Annotated in this window: 10 protein-coding genes; 2 read left to right on the forward strand and 8 right to left on the reverse strand. The window is 47.3% G+C overall.

Annotated features, from left to right (window positions below; all coding sequences use genetic code 11):
• The 6 genes from ACEW8S_RS03465 to ACEW8S_RS03490 all read right to left on the reverse strand — a co-directional run.
• A partial coding sequence (locus tag ACEW8S_RS03465) for an FG-GAP repeat domain-containing protein (protein ID WP_373516794.1) occupies positions 1 to 633 on the reverse strand: 633 nt, incomplete at its 3' end.
• A 46-nt stretch (positions 634 to 679) separates the two neighbouring features.
• The gene (locus ACEW8S_RS03470; RefSeq protein WP_373516795.1) at positions 680 to 3,370 is read right to left on the reverse strand and encodes a c-type cytochrome; all 2,691 of its coding nucleotides are present in this window, start codon (positions 3,368 to 3,370) and stop codon (positions 680 to 682) included.
• Positions 3,371 to 3,447: 77 nt separating this feature from the next.
• On the reverse strand, positions 3,448 to 4,941 hold the full coding sequence (locus tag ACEW8S_RS03475) for a RagB/SusD family nutrient uptake outer membrane protein (RefSeq protein WP_373516796.1): 1,494 nt from the start codon (positions 4,939 to 4,941) through the stop codon (positions 3,448 to 3,450).
• A gap of 52 nt (positions 4,942 to 4,993) precedes the next feature.
• The gene (locus ACEW8S_RS03480) at positions 4,994 to 8,092 is read right to left on the reverse strand and encodes a SusC/RagA family TonB-linked outer membrane protein (RefSeq protein ID WP_373516797.1); all 3,099 of its coding nucleotides are present in this window, start codon (positions 8,090 to 8,092) and stop codon (positions 4,994 to 4,996) included.
• A 263-nt stretch (positions 8,093 to 8,355) separates the two neighbouring features.
• A complete protein-coding gene (locus tag ACEW8S_RS03485; protein WP_373516798.1) occupies positions 8,356 to 9,240 on the reverse strand; it encodes a phytanoyl-CoA dioxygenase family protein in 885 nt (294 codons plus the stop codon).
• 12 nt (positions 9,241 to 9,252) lie between these two features.
• Positions 9,253 to 11,184, reverse strand: coding sequence for an ADP-ribosylglycohydrolase family protein (locus ACEW8S_RS03490; RefSeq protein ID WP_373516799.1), 1,932 nt, complete (start codon positions 11,182 to 11,184; stop codon positions 9,253 to 9,255).
• A gap of 368 nt (positions 11,185 to 11,552) precedes the next feature.
• Between ACEW8S_RS03490 and ACEW8S_RS03495 the strand changes: the two genes are divergently transcribed.
• Positions 11,553 to 14,681 carry a SusC/RagA family TonB-linked outer membrane protein gene (locus ACEW8S_RS03495; RefSeq protein ID WP_373516800.1) on the forward strand — a complete coding sequence of 1,043 codons (3,129 nt, stop codon included), beginning with the start codon at positions 11,553 to 11,555 and terminating at the stop codon, positions 14,679 to 14,681.
• Between the two features lie 11 nt (positions 14,682 to 14,692).
• The gene (locus ACEW8S_RS03500; protein WP_373516801.1) at positions 14,693 to 16,168 is read left to right on the forward strand and encodes a RagB/SusD family nutrient uptake outer membrane protein; all 1,476 of its coding nucleotides are present in this window, start codon (positions 14,693 to 14,695) and stop codon (positions 16,166 to 16,168) included.
• 50 nt (positions 16,169 to 16,218) lie between these two features.
• Here the strand turns inward: ACEW8S_RS03500 and ACEW8S_RS03505 are convergent, their stop codons facing one another.
• Both ACEW8S_RS03505 and ACEW8S_RS03510 read right to left on the reverse strand, forming a co-directional pair.
• On the reverse strand, positions 16,219 to 19,569 hold the full coding sequence (locus tag ACEW8S_RS03505; RefSeq protein ID WP_373516802.1) for a VCBS repeat-containing protein: 3,351 nt from the start codon (positions 19,567 to 19,569) through the stop codon (positions 16,219 to 16,221).
• Positions 19,570 to 19,662: 93 nt separating this feature from the next.
• Positions 19,663 to 20,374, reverse strand: a 712-nt coding sequence (locus ACEW8S_RS03510; protein WP_373516803.1) for a multiheme c-type cytochrome, incomplete at its 5' end; no start/stop codon positions are given.

The following is a 20,374-nucleotide window of genomic DNA, read 5'->3' on the forward strand; positions in this document are numbered from 1 at the left end:
ATCTACCCTACCGTCACCGTTGATATCCCCGAATCCCAGACCATGGCCATGCTTACCAAAAATACCTTTTTGGGTGAAGGTGCCGGTACCTTTTCCCTTTTCATCCAACACCGACCGAAAAATTTTGAGGGAATCATTGGGCGTATTCGGAATGATTTCAACACTACCGTCGCCGTCGATATCCCAAGAACGGGCGGTCTCAATATTGCCTACTTCAGCAATAAGATGTTCTTTCCATTCGCTTTCATCGCCAGGATTTTCTTTCCAGATCAATCGTCCACCGAACCATCCGCCGGTAATAAAATCCATGCGGCCATCCCCATTGACATCCAAGGGAATGGTCGAGAAGTCATCGTAATATTCGCCGAACCGTTTGGGAGTTCCAATGGCATGCCGCACCGAAAAGTCGGGACCCATGTACCAAAATCCACCTGAAACAATATCTGGTTTACCGTCGTTATTGACATCGAATACGCCGACGGATTCAAAGCTTTCCGAGGCGATTTGCCTTTTTTCGAAACGGATGGGCCGAAGTACGGTTTCACCGGTATTTTCCTCTTGCTGTGCCGTTGCCAGAAGTCCGTAAAAAAGAATGGGACAGCAGGCTAAGAACAATCGCGTCATACTTTGCATCTGAACGTTTTTTGAAAGCTTCGGCATGTTAATGAAACCGTCCCCCTTACCTAGAGGCCTGATCGTCGGCATCGAGATAAATGGCATTCTCGGCATCACCACCGGATATCAAATAGGCCAACAGATCCTTGACTTCATCCGGCCCCAATTGATTGATGGTCCCTGGGGGCATTAAAGAAACGGTAGACATTTTTGTATCGGTGACCTGATCTTTGGGAATGCTACGGATTACGTCGGGTGCATAGGGATTTTGGGAAATCTTGTACATATCACCCTCTTCACTGATCAATCGCCCTACGATGGAATTCCCATCCTTAAGGAAGAAAACCGTGGAGTTGTATTGATCGGATATCACCTCATTCGGATCGATAATTGATCGTAACATATCTTCCTGGGAAAATCGGGTACCTATTTGCGTCAGATCCGGACCGATGTTTTGACCCTCACCACCCATGGCATGGCAGGTGATACAATTCGTGGCCAAGTACATGTTTCTACCTTGTTCATAGTCCCTGTTTCCGAGGCCATCTTCCAATAGGGGGGCGATATCCTCCTCCGTCCAATTTTTTCTGGGGCCTTTGGGTTGCACCGCATTCGCTACCAAGTCGTTACCCGTACTACTCAAAAGCGAATCACCGGACATTTGGTTGTAGAACTCCATTTTATTTTTTGGAACATGGGTTAAGGCTTGCTTTCGGGCCTTGTCGATAAATCCGATATAACTGCGTCCCGCCTTGAAAGAAAAGGCTTTGTAAAACCATTTAAAATACTTCTCTCGAAGTTCGGGCGTCCATCCCTCTGTCGCATCCTCCAATACCAGACCGTAATACGTATGCTGGGCGAGAGGCATGTTTTTTAAGGTCTGTGCAATGTCCATTCCGTATTGGGGGTTTCGTAGAATAAGGTCATTGGCCTCGGTCGCCGTATTGGCCATTACCGATGCGTTTTCTCCCTGGTCGGACTCCAATAAAGCCAGCGTCTTTGAGACGACCGAGGGATCATCAAGGTACACTAAGGTCTTGCTCAATAATTGATTCATCACATCGGTCTCCGCTGGATAATGGGAGGCCAAATAGGTACCCGCCCTTTGTGCGGTAGCCTTGCCCGGTTTTCCCATACGGGCCAACGTCAGTTCGATAGCCCTGACCAAGTCTACCTGTTGTGCCGGCGATAGGTTGATAAAATCAATGGTAGTGAGGGAATTGAGAATTTTGTCACGTTGGCCCGCATCACCCTGCCTTGCCAAAGCAACGGCCCCATGGATTTTCTTTACTGCATCTTTCTCATTAAATACTTTTTCTTGCCAACTTGCGACCGGCTGATGTTCAATGGCAAGGCGCGCAGCGTATTGTAAAAAACGGTCTTCACTGTCCAGATAGGGCCATGCAAAATCGACACCCCCTTTTTTCGTACCGGAATGGTAGGTCTCCAATTCTTTTCTGATCTTGTTTTCCTCGGTTTCTTCGAGTGCTACATACGAAGTGGCAGCTTCATCATCCGCTTCATCATAATAAACCCTATAAAGATCGGATTCGAGCCGGCGTCCACCGGTCATAAAGTACAGGGCGCCGTCCGGACCGATCACGCCATCGGTGAGGGGCAACGGGAGCCCCGATAAAAATTCCTCTTTGGTACCCGTGTAAGAAGCACCCTTGGGCTCAAGTTCTATGGCGTAAATAATACCGAAACTCCAATCAAAGGCAAATACACTGCGTTTGTATTTTTCGGGAAATTTAGCATCTATTCCGTAGCATACATTCGTCGGTGAACCCTGACCAATATTGAGAACGGGCGGCAAATTATCGGGATAGGCGGGAGACCATTTTCCGTTACCGGTACGCCAGCCGAACTCGGCACCACTGGTGACGTGACAGATACGGGTAGGTCGGTACCAGGGCATGCCCAAATCCCATTCCATATCGGAATCATAGGTAAACATATCACCCAATTCATTAAAGGCAAGATCAAAGGGATTTCGAAACCCGGAAGCCACCAGTTCCCAGTTTTTTCCTTCAGGGTCGATGTTTGCGATCCATCCTCCCGGTGCTCCACGATCGTTGGCGTGCCCGCGAGGATCTTTGATTTCGGGAAATAAGTTATCGTTCTTCCAATTATTGGGAAGGCGATAGCCATCCATTTCAGGAAGATCGGTGTGGTTGCCGGCGATGACGTACAGTGATTTTCCGTCGGGAGAGGGCACAATACTATGCGGACCGTGTTCTCCCGCGCCATCCAACGCTTTTAACAAGGTGATTTTATCGTATTGATCATCATTATCAGTGTCCTGCAATCGATAAAGTCCACTACCCTTTTTAAACTCCTCGTCTTCGCGATGGTTGACCATGACGTATAGGCTGTTGAAGGCATAGAGCAAACCTTGGGCGTATCCCATCTGAATTACCGAGTCGGCCACCTGCTCCCCGGTCTGGATTTTCAGTTTTTCTATTTTGGGAGTGAGATTTTCCGAGCCTATTTCGGGTATGTCCATACGATAAAGTGCCCCATACTGGTCCGAAGTGATCAAACGGCCCTTATCGTCAAAGGTCATCGCCACCCAGGATCCTTCCTCCTGGTCGCTAGGACTATACAGATGCTCTGCCTTGAACCCCGATTGCAATTTTAGTTTGGCCAGTTTTGGGGGCAGGTTTTCGGCCATAACCTTGTCCGGTTTTTTTTCGGTATTGCACGAGACGATCAAAAACGTAACGCATACCATACTTAGTACTAATCTTTTCATAACAACATTTTTTTTTAGCGCTTTTAGGTTTTCAATTGAAACCATTTTCCTATAAACCGCATTATCGCACCAATTTACTAAAAATTAGGATTCAAAGACGATTCGGACGCTGGAAGTGCGTAACGTTCGGTAATATTGGTGAAGGCATTGCTTCTCGGTTCCACTCCTTCTGGATAATAATACGCTATGGGATTGGCTTTTATTCGAGCGCCATGGGCGGTAATGACATCAATAGCACGGCCCGTTCTGACCAGATCGAACCATCTTTTGTTCTCAAAAGCAAGTTCAACTTGTCTTTCCCTGAAAATGGCCTCTCCCAAATCACCGGATGGCGCGCCTAAACCTGCACGCGTACGAACCTGTTCCAGATACGTTAGTGCCTCGCCAGCCTGCCCTTGTTCCTCCAAGGCTTCGGCCAAGAACAATAAAACTTCCGCATAGCGATACACAGGCCAGTTCATGCCATGGTTGTTGTGAAGGGAATGGGGTTCGACATATTTTTTGATAATAGGATACACACCATCTTGCCAAAAACTTTCGCTTATGGTCACGTATTGAATAGAAGCTTCTTCCCGAAGGTCGCCGTCTTCGTAGGCTTCGATGATATCCGGTGTCGGAATATTGTTACCTTCGCCATTTACGGGCTGTGGATTCGAGGTACCAGTTATTGCACCGACCTCTTCAGCGGTGATCGGACGTGGTATAAAATTATAGAGAAAATTACCGTCCAAACCTTCAGGTCCTTCCTTGTACTGTACTTCGAATACCGATTCCATATTATTCTTATTATCGGAATTTCCGGAAAATGCATCCGCATAGTCCGTCATAAGGGCATATTCGTTACTCGCTACGACCGCACGCAGTACCGTTTCGGCCTCCGCCCATTGCTGACGCACCATATAAACGTTAGCCAGTAGGGTTTGGGCGGCCCCCGAAGTCACCCTTCCCGGTTCCTGTTGCGATTTTGGGGGTAGCAAGGGTATGGCCGCTTGGGCATCGGAAACGATCTGTGCATAGATTTCGTCTTCGTTGGAAAGCGGTAGCGCCGCATCTTCGCGACCTAAGACCGGGGTAAGGTGCAAGGGAATACTTCCAAAGAATTGTACCAAATCAAAGTAGGAATAGGCCCTAAGAAAAAGAGCCTGCCCCTTGATATTGGCCTTTACGGTTTCGTCGAACTCCGCCTCGTCGATCGTGGTCAGTATTTGATTGGTTCGCGCAACAATCCGATAATATTCGACGTATACCCGCTCTACATGTACGTTTGCGGTAATACCATCATCGCTGGGGATGGCATGGTCAGCAATATCTTCTTGTTGCTCCGTTGCCCCGAAAGCCGTGTTTCTTGCGAAATAGGTGTTGTCGGAATGCATCTCGGCCAAATAGGGCTTTGATTGATTATTGATTAGACGCAGCGGCACGTATGCAGCATTGATGGCCTGCGTAAAATCTTCCTCTGTTTTAAAGAAGGTCGGTGTACTCAGGGAATCCTCGGGAAAGATGCTCAGTTCATCTTCACAACTTGTTAGTACAACGCCCAGCACTGCGAGAATACGTATTATTTTTTTCATCTTAGTAATTTTAAAATTCGAAAGTCAATATTTATGGGAACCTGGTTGTTACTTAGAAATTGAGGTTCAATCCGACACTTACAATTCGAGGCACGGGATATCCTGAAATATCGACCCCCGATTCAAGATTGCCCCCGTCTCCCTGTCCGTTGTTCTGCACACTGATTTCAGGGTTGGGACCCCCCCAATACTTGGTGAATATATGTACATTTTGAATGGAGGCATACAGGCGGGCCGATTTAAAATATCGGTCAACACCGCCAAGGGTATAGCCCAAGGTTATATTCCGGATATTGAAATAGGAAGCGTCGGCCACAAAGCGATCGTTGATCCAATCCCTTTCAATACCTGTAACATTACCACCGCCGACGGTAGTACCGTAAAACCCATCCCCAGGATTTTCAACCGACCGAAAACGGTTTTCCACATCCTTTAACAAATTGAAAACACCATCTAAATTGGTAGTACTGAATAAGTGTCTTACCAAAAGTTGATTGCCTTGAGAGCCTGTTCCTACTACTGAAAAGTCCCAGTTACCATATTTGATAGTATTGGTAATACCGTAGGTGAAGTCTGGAAACGGATTTCCTGTAATGGCCCGGTCATCATCATCTCCACCACGAGTAATGACACCGTCACCGTTCACATCGATCAATTTGATACTGCCGACGGTAGATCGTCCCGGAACTTGTGGTGAACTGTCCAAATCTTCCTGGTTCAGGTATACGCCATCCGATAAATGCCCGTAGAACTGACCGAACGGCTCCCCTACTTTGGTGATGTGCCATCCGCTGTCGCCATATACCCTGTCGATACCATCGGCCAACGATTCTACCACGTTGCGGTTAAAGGAAATGTTAGCACTGGTCGTCCATCGGAATTTACCGGTCGTATTGACCGTATTCAAAGCGAATTCATGGCCCCAAAATCGGATTTCCCCGATATTATCGCTAAACTCATTTAACCCGGATTCCTGTGCCACTTGAACATTATATAATAGATTGGTAGTATTCTTGGTGTAATAATCGTAGACAAAGGAGACCCTATCGTTAAAAAGACTCAAATCTAGACCCACGTCGAACTGTTTGGTAGTTTCCCATCCTAAATTTGTATTCGATAATGAATTTACCGCTGACCCCGGTGCCAGGTCATTTCCGAAAACGGCGTTTACCGTATTATCGATCAAGGCATATTGGGTGTAATTACCAATATTGTTATTACCGGTAACCCCGTAACTGGCCCGAAGTTTTACCAGGGAGAACGTTTCTTGGTTTTGCATAAAATCTTCATCGGAAGCGATCCATCCCGCAGAAACCGAAGGAAAAGTTCCCCATCGGTTCTCCGATCCGAAGCGTGACGACCCATCGCTACGAACGGCCGCGGTCAGTAAATATTTACCCTTATAGTTGTAGGTCAGTCGCGAGAGAAAGGACACCAAACTCCATTCCTGAACCTCGTCGAAAGTCTGATTGCCGCCCCGATTGATATCGGCGGCGCCCTGAATTACCGGCAAGCGATCATCCGCAAAATTTTGGGCCTGGACCCGACTGAGGTCCCGTCGGAACTTTTGAAAGGTAAAACCGCCCAATAAAGAAAAGTTGTGTTCCCCGAAACTTTTGTTATAGGTAACCGTATTTTCATTCAACCAAGAAAAATCGTTTCTGTCCTCCCAAATAGCCTCCGAATTGGTAGGTATGGGATTATTGATTCGAAAGGTTGCCGTTGTTGGGCTAAAAAATTCGTACCGACGATTATAAATTTCAGCGTTCAAGGTGGTCTTTATGGTAAGGCCTTCGATGGGTTCATACTCTAGAAAAGCATTGGTCAAGAGATTTACATCTTTGGTCTCGTTCTTGATCTGCTCCGCCGAGGTCAACCAGTTGGCATAGGAGAAAATGTTTCCGGTATCGGCAGGGAAGCGATTGAATGTAGTCCGGGTACCATCTGGATTAAAGATGGGCATTATGGGCCATGTATGCAATGCGTTGAATAAAATACCCTGACCCCTAGTTCCGTCTGTTCTAGGCACATTGTCGATAATATAGCTTGGGGCAATATTAAAACCCACACGAACCTTGTCGGAGACGTTATAATCTAAATTTGCCCGCAACGAATAGCGTTCATAATCGGAATTCAAGACCACGCCATCTTGCTTGAAAAGACCAGCGACTACTGCGGACCTCAATTTCTCTGTATTGGATGTTATGGTCAGGTTATAGTTTTGTAGTGGAGCCGTCCGCAACAAGGCATCATACCAATCGTTGGTTTGACCTTCATACTGTGATGGGTTTTGAAAAATTTCAGGTACCGGATCTCCCTGATCCTCGTAATATTCTTTTTTAAACTGGGCGAACTCGACCGAATTCATCATTTCGATCCTTCCCCGCTCCGGCACGGTTTGCATACCCACGGATGTATTGAAACTTATGTTTGTTTCACCCGCGGTACCATTTTTAGTGGTAATAAGCACGACCCCGTTGGCCGCCCTAGAACCATACAGCGAGGTAGAGGCGGCATCCTTTAAAATAGTTATATCTTCAATTTCATCCGGATTCAAGTTGTTTATACCTCCAGAAATGGGGAAACCGTCTATTACATACAAGGGTTCGCTTCCCCCGGCCACCGACAATTGACCTCGAATACGGACCGACATGCCCTGACCGGGCTTTCCGGTGGTCTGGTTGATCTGTACCCCGGCCAGTTTACCCTGCAGTTTTTGGGTCACTTGGGAAACAGGTATATCGGCCAGTTCCTCCGCTTCAATGGTCTGTACAGATCCGGTAACCTCTCTTTTTATCTGTGTACCATATCCGACAAGTACCACCTCATCAAGCGCCGTTGCATCTTCGGTCATAGTGACATTTATTTCCGTTTGTCCGTCGATGGGAACCTCTTGTTTAGTGAATCCGATAAAGGAGAACACCAAGGTTTCGTTTTCTTCCGGTACATTGATGCTATAGTTCCCGTCAAAATCGGTAACGGTACCATTAGTAGTTCCCTTAACTATGACGTTGACACCCGGAAGCGGTGATCCGTCATCTGCAAAGCTCACCGTACCTGTTACTGTGGCATCTTGTGCATAGGCCGAGCATGCAAGGATAAGCAATACAAAAAAGCTTAAAATCCTTAGACTGGTGTAGATTTTTTTCATAATAGTGTTAGTTAGTCGTTAGAAATTTAATTTGATCGATTCAAAAATTTATCCGATTAAGATCAAATATATCCGACCAATGGTACTTTCGCATCCTGCACTGTCCTGTTTTTGGGATAAGAATTTTATTCCATACAAGTTGATTCTACTTCATAGGAACAAATCAAAGCATTATGACTAGGGAATTCATCCAACATTTATCCTTCATTACGTTATTAAGGTGTTGGAATATCAGCAGATAGGGAATAAGGATATCAATCGTCCTAAGCCCCGTCCAATTTCGATTTTGTTTTATCCTGCCTCAAATAGGGTCTGTTCACATCGATGGTGCCTTTGTGCGCATAGGGATCGGTTCCGCAGACCATAACGATATCCCTTAAATCTTCGGTTGCGGGCAACTTGCCATCCTGATCCCAGGGCAACATCGATTCGGCGCTCATGTAATGATTTACCAAAGCCGTCCTGAACCTATCCTTAGTTTTGTTTTTTTGGGAACTATGGAAAAGGTAGCCGTTAAAAAATACGACCGAGCCGCTCCTTACTTCCACAGGAACAAAATCTTCTTTTTCAAATCCGGAAACATCCAAGGTTTCCAGGTCCGCATACTCTTTGCTTTCATTTTTTATACGCTTATTGATGCTGCCGGGGTTCTGCGAGCCCGGGATCACCCACAGGCACCCATTTTCTATGGTAGCGTCGTCAATCGCTATCCATGCCCCGATCAATGACCGATCCCTGGTCGGAATAAAATACTCGTCCTGATGCCAGGATTGGCCTGCCTTTCCCGGGGCCTTTACGAATAGCATCGACTGCATCGCCTTTACATTGGGACTTACTATTTTCGAGAGTATATCGGCCACTTTTTCGTGTGTGAGATACTTTCTTATAACCGGTGATATTTTATGCGGAAAATGGATAGCGACGTATTTTTTCAAAACATCGGTATTGCTATCCTGTTTCCCGACCTTGGCCAACCCCTCTATTTTCCCACGGTTGCCCTTGAATATTTGGGCGGTCTCTTGTTTCAATTCGTCAATTTCGTTTTGGGAAATAAAATCCGGGGCAATCAGATACCCGAAATTTTTATAATAATCAATATTATCGGAGGAAATTTTTCCGTGCAGGATAAAGGAGTGTTTATAATCCATTGTTTTGATGCTTTACAGTCTGTCCATCATAGTGAATTGCAGGTCGGTTTCCCAGCGGCTTTGATGGTAATGTTTTTCACCGTGCTCTTTCAGTCCAATCTCGATGCCGAAATCGTCAAGGGTGACGTCCATTCGGATCATGATTTTGTTTGTACCTTTTTTTAGTTCCAGTTCAACAGCGTGTGCCATTGGCCAGGCCCGTATTAATTCGTGGTTACTGTACACTTTGATATCGTTGAACCAAATCTTCAAAAAAGCGGTGCTGCCCAAACATAGCCACTTTTTCGTGCTTTCTGTCGCCTCGATTTCCGAATAGAGATACAGGCTACGCTCGCCCAGGCCCAAGAAATGCTGTCCGAGTTCCATTTTCATCGAAAGGGGATGTATTATCGTTGCCTGAAAGGCCTGGTCGAAGATACTTTTGTCCGCCAGCCATCTTTCGATGTTATCCGTATCCAAAAATTGCGTGTTGGACCGCGCCTTGTCATGGTTCATATATTGAATCGACGGTAGGGAAGACAGGCCATGGTCCGGATATTTTTTATTTAAGGGTACCAAACTGTAATCGTCTTCGATAAAAGGACCTAGCAATAGCCAGTTTCCGTAATAGGGTATGCCCTTCTCAAGGGTATCCGAAAGATCGCCATTAATGCTTACCTTAATAGAATAGGGGATTTTAGTATGGTTCTTTGGAAACGGGACATTCGTTAACTCTAGGGATATTCCTCTTTTATAACGGGATGGGGCGCTAACCATGTCTTCAACCTTTACATTTTTAAAATAGGGCGAAGAGACTTCCAAACGGATATTTTGAGGTTCGCTGGACAGATTTTCATAGTTCAACTTTAGCTTACCATCCTTTTTTGAAACGGGATTCGGAAAATCCGTTACTTCCGTATAGAGTTCATACCTTTTTTCCGGGGACGAAAAACGGAGTTCGGACGGGTAATTCCCGATTTCGATAGCCTGTTCGCTTTCCGTAAAATGGATGCCTGCCTTACAGGTCAGTTCGCTAAGTTCGGTGATGGTCTTGGGGCAATGGATACCGGAAATTTCGGGACTTACCAATAATTCGTTTCCCACACGTTGTTTCCAGACTTCGGGTATGGCGTCATAACCGAGAACGATGCCCAATAGTGCCCCTGCGGTGGCCACTACACAATCGCTGTCATGGCCCAGATGCAGGGCATCCATCATAAAATCAAAAGAATTGTTGGCATGTAGCAACGATACTATGATAAACGCCACGTTCATCGGTGCGGCGGTAAAATCGGCATCGCCATAGCGGCTCTTGATTTTTCCGGCTACGATATCGAAATCGTATTTGTCGTCCCATTCGAAAATCTGTTCCACCATTTTGGCACAATCGGAATCGGAGGGTATGTGGTCCAGCCCTTTTTTCAGGACTTTTTTGACATCATTCTCCAAAAATGCGATCGCCTCACAGGCCGCCAAATATTGTTCTGCGGTTACGGAGAAACCATCATGGTCCAACTGGGAATCCATACCCGCATAGAACGCAGCCTTCTCGGGCAGTCCAGGATTGACCATGCCCCAGATTTCGCTGCGTATGGGCGATCCCATACCGGTATTCCAATACCCATTATTATGCCTTCCTGTATCGGGGTTATCGAGGCCCAACCGCATATTTTTGGTGGCTATGCCGTATTCGCACCAAGGGAATTCAACATGCTTCAACCAATGTTGTTTAAAATCGCTCTCCCTTACCGTTTTTCCTTTTTTGAGCAGCATATCCAACCAAAGTACCTGCAGGTCGAGGTCGTCATTGGCAAAATTTGTGGCGAAAAGTGCATCGGAATACGGGATGTCGTTAAAGCGTTTGAAACCCTCGATGGGGGCTCCCAAAATACCGCCCGCGCATTTTCCGATCCATCCGCCTAGAACCTTATTGTAATAGTTACGATAGCTCAATTTGTTCTTCATGTTGAAGAATTTTTATGCAATATCCGCATTTTTGCATTACGTTCTCTACTGATCTTGAATTCTGAACCCCAAATTAATATAGGATTACAGGTATTGGGGTAGTTATCCTATCCATCGAACTTATCCCTTTAAAACTCTGATTAAAAGTATTTTATGATAAATTATCAAAAAATATTTTGTTTTATTTCATCCGAATTTAGAAATCAAAAGTTAAAAACCGGTTGGTATCCTATTTTTGGTAACTTTAAAGTTTGATTATTTTAGATTCCTACGCGAATGGTTTAGGGTAGTGTTTATTTTCGATATCCGTGAGCAAAGGAAACTTGCAACTAACGAACAACTAACGAACAATTAACTAACTTAACACAATGATGATGATTGAACACCATAATAGCACGGGGTGGAAACTCCCAAGCGGAAAAACCTTTTTGCGTTGCCTTGAATTTCTCTTGTTCCTGATTTGCCTCGGTACCTCTAATGCACACGGAAATTTCGGGGAAAGTATTGAGAGTCCTGGTATTCCCGATGAATTACAGAACACGATAACCGGTACGGTTACCGATTCCACAGGCCCTTTACCAGGTGCCAGTGTCGTGGAAAAGGGTACGACGAACGGTACACAGACCGATTTTGACGGCAACTTCAGTCTTGAAGTAAGCCCAAACGCCATCCTGGTCATCAGTTATATAGGATATGCCAAACAGGAAGTTCCTGTCGACGGACAGACTCAAATCAATGTCACCCTTGAAGAGGATGCCGCCCAACTCGACGAGGTCGTGCTGGTTGGCTACGGTACCCAAAGCAGGGTGTCCGTAACCAACGCGATTTCCTCGGTTACCACCGAAGACCTGACGGAAACTCCCGCAGTAGGCGTACAACAGGCCTTGCAAGGTAGGGCCGCCGGGGTACAAGTTACCAACACGGGCGCGCCCGGTTCCAATCCCCTAGTTACGATCAGGGGCCTCGGGACCTTTGGAAACAACCAGCCGTTATTCGTGGTAGACGGGGTGCCGACAAACAGCCTGAACAGTATTCCCCCGGAATCCATCGAGTCGGTAGACGTTTTAAAGGATGCCTCCAGTGCAGCCATTTATGGCTCCAGGGGCTCCAACGGGGTGGTGCTGATCAAGACCAAAGGCGGCCGACAGGGCAAGCCGGTCTTTAAGTTCAGTACCTATGCGGGACTTTCGGAAAATACAAAGACATTGGATGTGCTAACCGCGGACCAATACCGCCAGTACGCTTCGGAGGCCTACGATGCGGATCCCGAGGCGCCGGGCAACCAAATCTATCCCGGACTGCTCGATGCCAACACCGATGCCTCGGTCAATACCAATTGGCAGGACGAGGTGCTGAAGACGGGGGTCTGGCAAAGCTATGACGTGGAAGCATCCGGAGGCGGCGAAGATGTAATCTATAGTGTCCGTTCGGGCTATCTAAAACAGGAAGGCACCACCCTCCAGACCGATTTCGAACGCTATTCCTTGGGACTGAACACCTCGATAGACCTGAGCGATAAAATAACCGTCGGGCAGACCCTGAACCTTGGGGTTACCCGTGGAAACGGTGAAGGGCAGGCAGGCGCCAGTTCGGTATTGGTTAACGCCCTGCGTTTCGATCCGACAAAACCTGTTTTTGACGACGAGACCAATTTCTTTTCAGAAATTACCACCTCGGTCGATGGACAGGATGCGGAAAACCCGGTTCGTATATTGACCAATGGTACGTCCATTACCTCTGGTACCAGCATTGTAGGTTCCCTGTTCGGAAGCTATGAGATCGTTCCCGGGCTGACCTATAGCCTAACCATCGGACTGGACCATTCCTATACCAATTTCGACCAGTTCCTAAAATCCATTCCTACCGGATCACGGCAGCGATTGGAAGCGGAAATCAGGAAAAACCGCGAAAAATCACTGTCCACCGTCGTTACCAATACCTTAAACTATAAGACCTCTATCAACGAACTACATAATTTGGATATACTGGCGGGATATGAAAGGAATAAGTCCAACTTCGAACAATTGCAGTCCTTCACTGCCAATAGCTTGACCGACGCAGTGGAACAACTGAATCCCGGCGATGTTCGCAACCTGACCAGTTTTTCGAGCGAGAACAACCTGCAATCGGTTTTCGGACGGGTGGGATATGACTATGACCGGACTTTTCTGTTATCAGGTACTATCCGGGCGGACGGTTCGTCGCGGTTTCCACAGGGGCAACAATGGGGATATTTCCCTTCGGTTTCGGCAGGTATCAATCTGTCCAACCTCCCCTTTCTTGAGGACAACACCACCATTTCCGACCTAAAGGTACGGGGTAGCTGGGGTATTACGGGAAACAATAATATTGGGGACTATCTCTTTATAAGTGGTCTGCTGACCAATTTCAACTATGTACTTGACGGAAGTCTGGTAAGTGGTACACGGCCTGCGCGGATTCCCAATGAAAACTTGCAGTGGGAGGAGCTGACCTCGTTGAACATCGGTGCCGATGTGGCCCTGTTCAACAATGCCCTAACCTTCTCCATGGAATATTTCAGGAACCAGAGCGATGGACTATTGGTCTCCGTGCCCCTTCCCAGTTCGCTCGGTGCCACGGATGCGAGCCAGACCCGTAACGTAGGGGGTACGGAAACCAACGGAATCGAAGTGGAAATGGGTTATAAGGATTTTGAGGGCGACTTTACCTGGGGTGCCAATTTCAACCTCTTCGCCAACCTAAAGAATGAAGTGACCTCCTTGGGAAGCGTCGAAGCCATTTTTAATGGTAGCTATTTCCAACAGAACCACAACAGGTTGTTCGTTGGCGAGCCCCTTTTCCATTTTTTCGGGCTTCAGGCCGATGGCATTTTCCAGAACCAAGCCGAGGTCGAGGCCCATGCCACGCAAAACCAGGCAGAGCCCGGGAACATCCGTTTTGTTGATACGAACAACGATGGTTCTGTCAATGCCGAGGACAGGGTCATTATCGGAAATCCTACCCCGGAGGTTAACTTGGGACTTGACCTTAATTTCAAGTACAAGAACATCGACTTTTCCGTTTTTCTGAACGGGGTGTACGGAAATGAAATTTATAATGGCAATCGGTACAACTTGGAGCAGCAGGCCCGTCTGTTCAATGTGAGCACGGCCATCCTGGATCGCTGGTCGCCGACCAATCCATCCAATACCATACCCAAAGCGACACCGGGCTTTACCGGTAACGAAGTCGTATCCGACCGGTTTATCGAAGACGGATCCTATACCAGAATACGTAGTGCCTCCTTGGGCTACACGCTTCCGGGCAGGGCGCTCGAAGGCTTGGGGAACGGATTTATCAGCAAGCTCCGGTTTTATGTAAGTGGCCAAAATTTATTAACTTTTACCGATTATTCGGGCTATGATCCGGAAATCGTGCCCCTTCTCAGTGGAGGCACCACCAGTGCGATAGGTTTGGATCAGGGCAGGTATCCACAACCAAGGACCATTTTGGCGGGGTTACAAGTTCAATTTTAAAAAAAAGAAAGATGAAAACTAAGAAAATAATAATTACCGCTACCGCCATCCTCGCCGGTATTATCAGTTGTAAAGAAGAGGAACTTGAACTTCAGGATCCCAATGTTATCGTTCCGGATACCTTCTTTCAGCGGTCCAACGAACTGCAATCGGCCGTCAATGCCACTTATTCCTTTTTACAGTCGCAGGGGATGTACGGTAGGATCGCTTTTTTCCTGTTCGATAATCTTTCCCAAGAAAATTTGGGTACCGATGCTTTGCAAGGCGGGCTCAAAGCTTTTATGGATTATACCTATGATCCTTCCCTGGGCGAATTTTTTACCTATTGGCAAGCGGCGTACCGGGGCATTGCCAGTGCCAATTTCGTCATCGAGGCCGATGCAAATGGATTTATCGAGACCAAGAACATACCCCAAGAGGAAATTAACCAAAGATTGGGCGAAGTCCGGTTTTTGAGAGCCCTTTACTATTTTAACCTGACCAACCTTTGGGGAGGAGTGCCACTGACACAGCAGACCGAGCCCGAAGGTCTAGAAGTACCCAAGGCCTCCCAAGAAGAAGTCTATGCCTTGATCAAGGAAGACCTGAACTTTGCCGTGGCCAACCTGTCCGAACAGGCGGATACGCAGCAGGGCCGGGCCACTAGGGCAGCGGCTCTGGCTCTTAAGGGCAAAGTACATCTGTTTTTAGAGGAATGGGCAGAGGCCAAGGCGGCCTTGGAATCTATAACCGGTTACACCATAGAAGGCGTAGCGCCTCGCGATAATGGTAACGAAGCGGGGGAATTCAATCCTGAGTCTATATTTGAGGTAAACTATGACAAGCAAATCGGTGGTGATCAATGGGACGCGACCGGAAACGGTGTCCGGGAGACCACTTTTAGGGGCATCGAGTATGCGCCCACCAATTTTGCCAACATCGTGGTACGGCCCTCCTTCTTTGCGGAATTCGAGGACGACGATCCCCGTATCGAAGCTTACTTTTATCAGAACGGCGATACCTATAACAACGGGAACAATACCTTTGACGGCTTGACCAGCGTTGTATGGCGCAAATACCAGAACCTGGACGTCCAGCCCCAGGATGGCTTCGACTACAGTGGAATCAATTTCAGGGTTATCCGCTACGCCGATGTGCTGCTGATGTTGGCCGAGGCCGAGAACGAACTGGGCAACCAAGCAGCCGCGATCGCTCTTTTAAACCGGGTCAGGGACCGCGTAAACATGCCCAATTACGGCACCGAGGAAATGGACCGAAGGGGCTATCCAGTGGGTACCCAACAACAGGTATTCGAAGTCATCGTACACGAGCGGGCGGTAGAGCTGGCCGGCGAACAGATTAGGTATTTCGATTTGAAACGATGGGGACTCTTGCCCGAAGTCATCGAAGGTTTCCAGACCGGCAAACACGAATTTTTGCCTATACCGCAACAGGAAATCGATGCGAACCCGGCCTTGACCAATGCGGACCAAAATCCGGGGTATTAATTTTGAGTTAGTTTTGAGTTAGTTGGGGCAATCGCAAGGTTGCCCTTTTTTTATTGTAGGCCTGAATGCGGATCCAAGGAGAAAATCCGTATCGAATCCTTATTTTGAGTGGCCAGGATTAGATTATTACCCTTGCCGTCGTTAAACTGTATCAAATGGTTCGACTGCCCCGGAACATAGAAGCCGGTGTCCTTGCTTGCCTTTACTTCAAACATTCCATCGCTGCTCTTTAGCAGAATACCGGTATGGGCATCCGCCTTGCCGTAGATGGCCTCGGAAGTAAAGTCGTTGCCCACCAATAGCGCATCCAGCTGGGTGTCGCCGTCAAAATCGTCCACTAAAATGGCATTGATCGGCGCCACTTGGCATTCCAAGGGCAGGGGGACCAATCGGAACTTTCCATTCCCCAGATTTTCGGCATAGCTGCTGGCGAAAGTACTTGCACTTAATGTTTCCGATTCCAGATCCTCGATATCTAAAAGCTGCCTAAAATCGACTTTGGTAAAATCATCGTAGCGCAGATACATTCTTTTCAAGCTAGGCAACTGGGCCACGATATCGTCTCTGGAATGTAAGGGCCGGAGTTTCTTTTCTCCGCTATCGTAGTATTTGCCCAACAGCGGATCGGGACTCCCATTCTTATCGAAATCTCTTTTGTAGACATAGACCGGTTCCGATGGGGTGGGATTTAAAACTCCGTTCAGGCCTTGGTTTCCCAAAATGAAATCGGTGTCCCCGTCCTTATCGAAATCGGCTTTTGTAATGCAGTTCCACCATCCCGTAGTCGCGATGGCTTTGTTGTTTTCATCAATCCAGTCTGTGGCCATTGGAGAGAAGCTGGTTTTGTCATTTTTGAATATGGAAATTGGCATCCACTCCCCTACGACTATCAAATCTAAAAGTCCATCGCCATCCATATCTTCCCAAAGGGCGTCGGTAACCAGGCCGAGGGAATCGATTCCGCTATTGTTCATTTCAGACAGGCGGCCATCATGATTGATCAAAATCCTGCTCTCAGGCGGGAGGGGATATTTTCCGGGAAGTATCCGTGCGCCGATAAAGAAATCGACATCGCCGTCGCTATCGATATCGGCGGGCCGAACTATCTGGGTGCTATTGGAGGTATCGGGGAGTATATCTTCGCTGCGCTCAAAAAATCCCCTTCCATCGTTTAGATATACCCGGTCATTGTACCATTCCGAGGCTTGCCCAAATTCGGAACCTCCACTCGTGACGTAAAGATCCAAATCGGTATCCCCATCGATATCGACAAAGGCAGCATTGGTGTCCTCATACTCCGCCTCTAGTTGTTGTTTGGACCAGTACGTCCCGTTATCATCCTGAAACCAGATTTCCCCGGGTTCGCCCCTGCTACCCCCGATAAAGATTTCGTCCCCGGGTTCGGCGTCGATGTTGGCTGCAGCGGCACAGGGACCCATTTGCGAATATTGCCGCATCAACAGCGGTTGTATGGCATATTCATTAAGGTTGCTTTCTTTATGGACGTAATTGAGCAGTCCATCCTCTTTATTAAATAGTGTTCTCTTTTCAGCTTTTGGGGTTATTCTCGGAGCACTGTGGGCATTGTCGATGGCTATTTCAAGGACCTGATTTGGAGTTACCTCCCTTAGCGAACTTACTTTTCCGTCGGGCCATCGAACTTCTATCGAATCTATGTTCGTAGGCGCGACCCCGAAATGGGTCACAGGCTCTACGGAAGATAGGTAACCTCTGATGACGGATTGAAAATGCTGTTGGACTTCGCCATCCTGCCAAAGCTTGATCTTGGCACCGATTCCCCATGGGTTTTTCGCCGGCCCCTCTAGCTTTATCCTTAAAAAGTGTTTTTGGGAATCGTCGGAGGTATTGTTTTCCAGAACCATGGCCGGTTCGTTGATATTGTTCAACACCAGATCAAGATCGCCGTCCTTATCGAGATCTGCATAGGCGACCCCGTTGGTAAAGGTCGGTATGCCGTTGATCCAATCCGTTGAAACGTCGTCGAAATGTAATCTCCCTTTGTTTTCATAAATATAATTCGGCAAATGAATGCTTTTTAAATTCTTGGCGAACTCCTTTTGTTTTTTGAGTCTTTCCTCGCCACTTCCGAACATATTGTTCTCGCTGGAGTAGTTGATATAATCCAGATCGGTCACATCCTTTACATATCCGTTCGAAATATAGAGGTCCTTGTCGCTATCGTTGTCAAGGTCGAGCATGAGCGGCGCCCAGCTCCAATCGGTTTCCGCGATTCCGGTGATAAATCCGACCTCGCTGGCCCGGAGCGGACTGCCGTCGATCGATCCGTTGTTCAGTTGCAGCGTATTGTGTACATACTGGGATCCGTAACCGTTTCGCAGCGCAAGCAGGTAGCGTTCGTAGTTCATGCTTCCCAGCATTTTCTTTTGACGTTCGTACCCGTCGGGCAACATGTCGACCACAAGAAGATCGGGACGGGCATCGTTATTGACATCGGCAAAATCCATTCCCATGGCATTATGGGAAGCGTGGCCCAGAAAGGCCTTGCTACGTTCCTCAAACCAAGGGGCGAGACTGTCGGGATGCCTTTTTTGGAGGTACAGCAGGTCTTCGGTAATAAAATCGTTCGCCACGTAAAGATCGATCAGTCCGTCCCCGTCGATATCGTTGATGCCGACCCCAAGGCCAAAGCCGCCATGAACGATGCCGGACTCCCGGGAAACATCGGTAAAATAAGGATGGTCCAGGCCAGAAACGGAATCATTACGCAATAACAGGTCTTTTAAATGGGGCTCCATATACTTTTTAGGAAGGGGATTGTTCTTATCAAAGCCATGGTTGCCGTTATGTAGGATAAAAACATCGAGATCACCATCGGAATCGTAGTCGAAAAAGACGGATTGCTGGGCGTAGTTGCCGTCATCAAGTCCGTATGGCTTTGCCTGTTCCTTGAATATCGGAATGCCTTCGCCGTCAAGGCCCTGATTGACGAACAGCAGATTAGGACAATCCCCCTTACAATCCGGTCCACCTACGTTTAGGTAGATATCGTCGCGGCCATCGGCATTGATATCGACGACGCTGACACCGGTAACCCAACTTTTGGTGTTAAGACCTGACTTCTCCGTGACATTTTCGAATCGTAAATCGCCTTTGTTCAAATAGATTCTGCTCGACACTTGGTTGCCGGTAAAAACGATATCGGGCCGGCCGTCTTTGTCAAAATCGCCAATGCCGACCCCTCCCCCATTGTAGCAATACTGAAAATCCACTACGTTGATGGAATCGTTTTCGGTGATGGTATTGGAAAAATCGATGCCCGATTCCGTAGAATCGACAGCCACTAATCTCCTGTTATCATCTTTTGTGGCGCAGTTCAAAAGAGAGATAAGGATACATATACAAAGCAGTTTCCCCTTCAAAATATTTTCGTTTTTTCAATCCATTGGCAAGATACCTAATTCTACTATTGCGAACCTCTTGAAACTAGGGCTAAACTTGGTTTTTATTTTCGATCATTTCTCTTCCGGATATACTGAGATCAAATGCGTCCGTACCTCCACGGGGGTCTTGACACTGTCGCCTTCCTGCCGTACGAACATAGAACTAGAGGATCTTAACGGCATATGGCAAGAAATACAGTTGTTTCCGAATTGTGCCATGACCGTTGCTTCCTCCTTACATGTAATGGTGTTTTTTTGATGACATTGTATACATTTCGAATTCAAAAAAGCGGTCTCGTTTCGTTGATTCTTATGAGGGTCATGGCAGGTGGAACAATCCATCGTAGCGGTCTGCTTAAAACATTGGCTGGCCTGTAAAAGAGCATACTGGTTGCCATGAACGTCGACTTCTTCGATAGGTGTGGTAGTATCCGGCAGCGAATGCTCAGTTAAATTATCTCCCGTTAGAAAATGAAAGGCGGGTTTGCTGTTGGACCGGACACCCGAATGACAAAGGGCGCAGGCATCCAAACGCTGATGTTGCGATAGGGTGTCGTGCTTTACCATATACTTTGGTTCCGATACGTTTGGATGGTTTCTATGGAAAACTGCATGTTCGCCCGAAGGCCCATGGCAACGTTCGCAATCGATACCATATATAACCCGTGTTTTGTCATAGGCATTGCCCATACCATAAAGCGCAGTGTTTTTTGCAAAGGTGGTATGGCATTCCAGACATTTGGCATTCACGGGCCGTAAGCTTGATCTAGGGCTAAAATCCATC

Source organism: Pricia sp. (assembly GCF_041745955.1).
Lineage (GTDB): Bacteria > Bacteroidota > Bacteroidia > Flavobacteriales > Flavobacteriaceae > Pricia.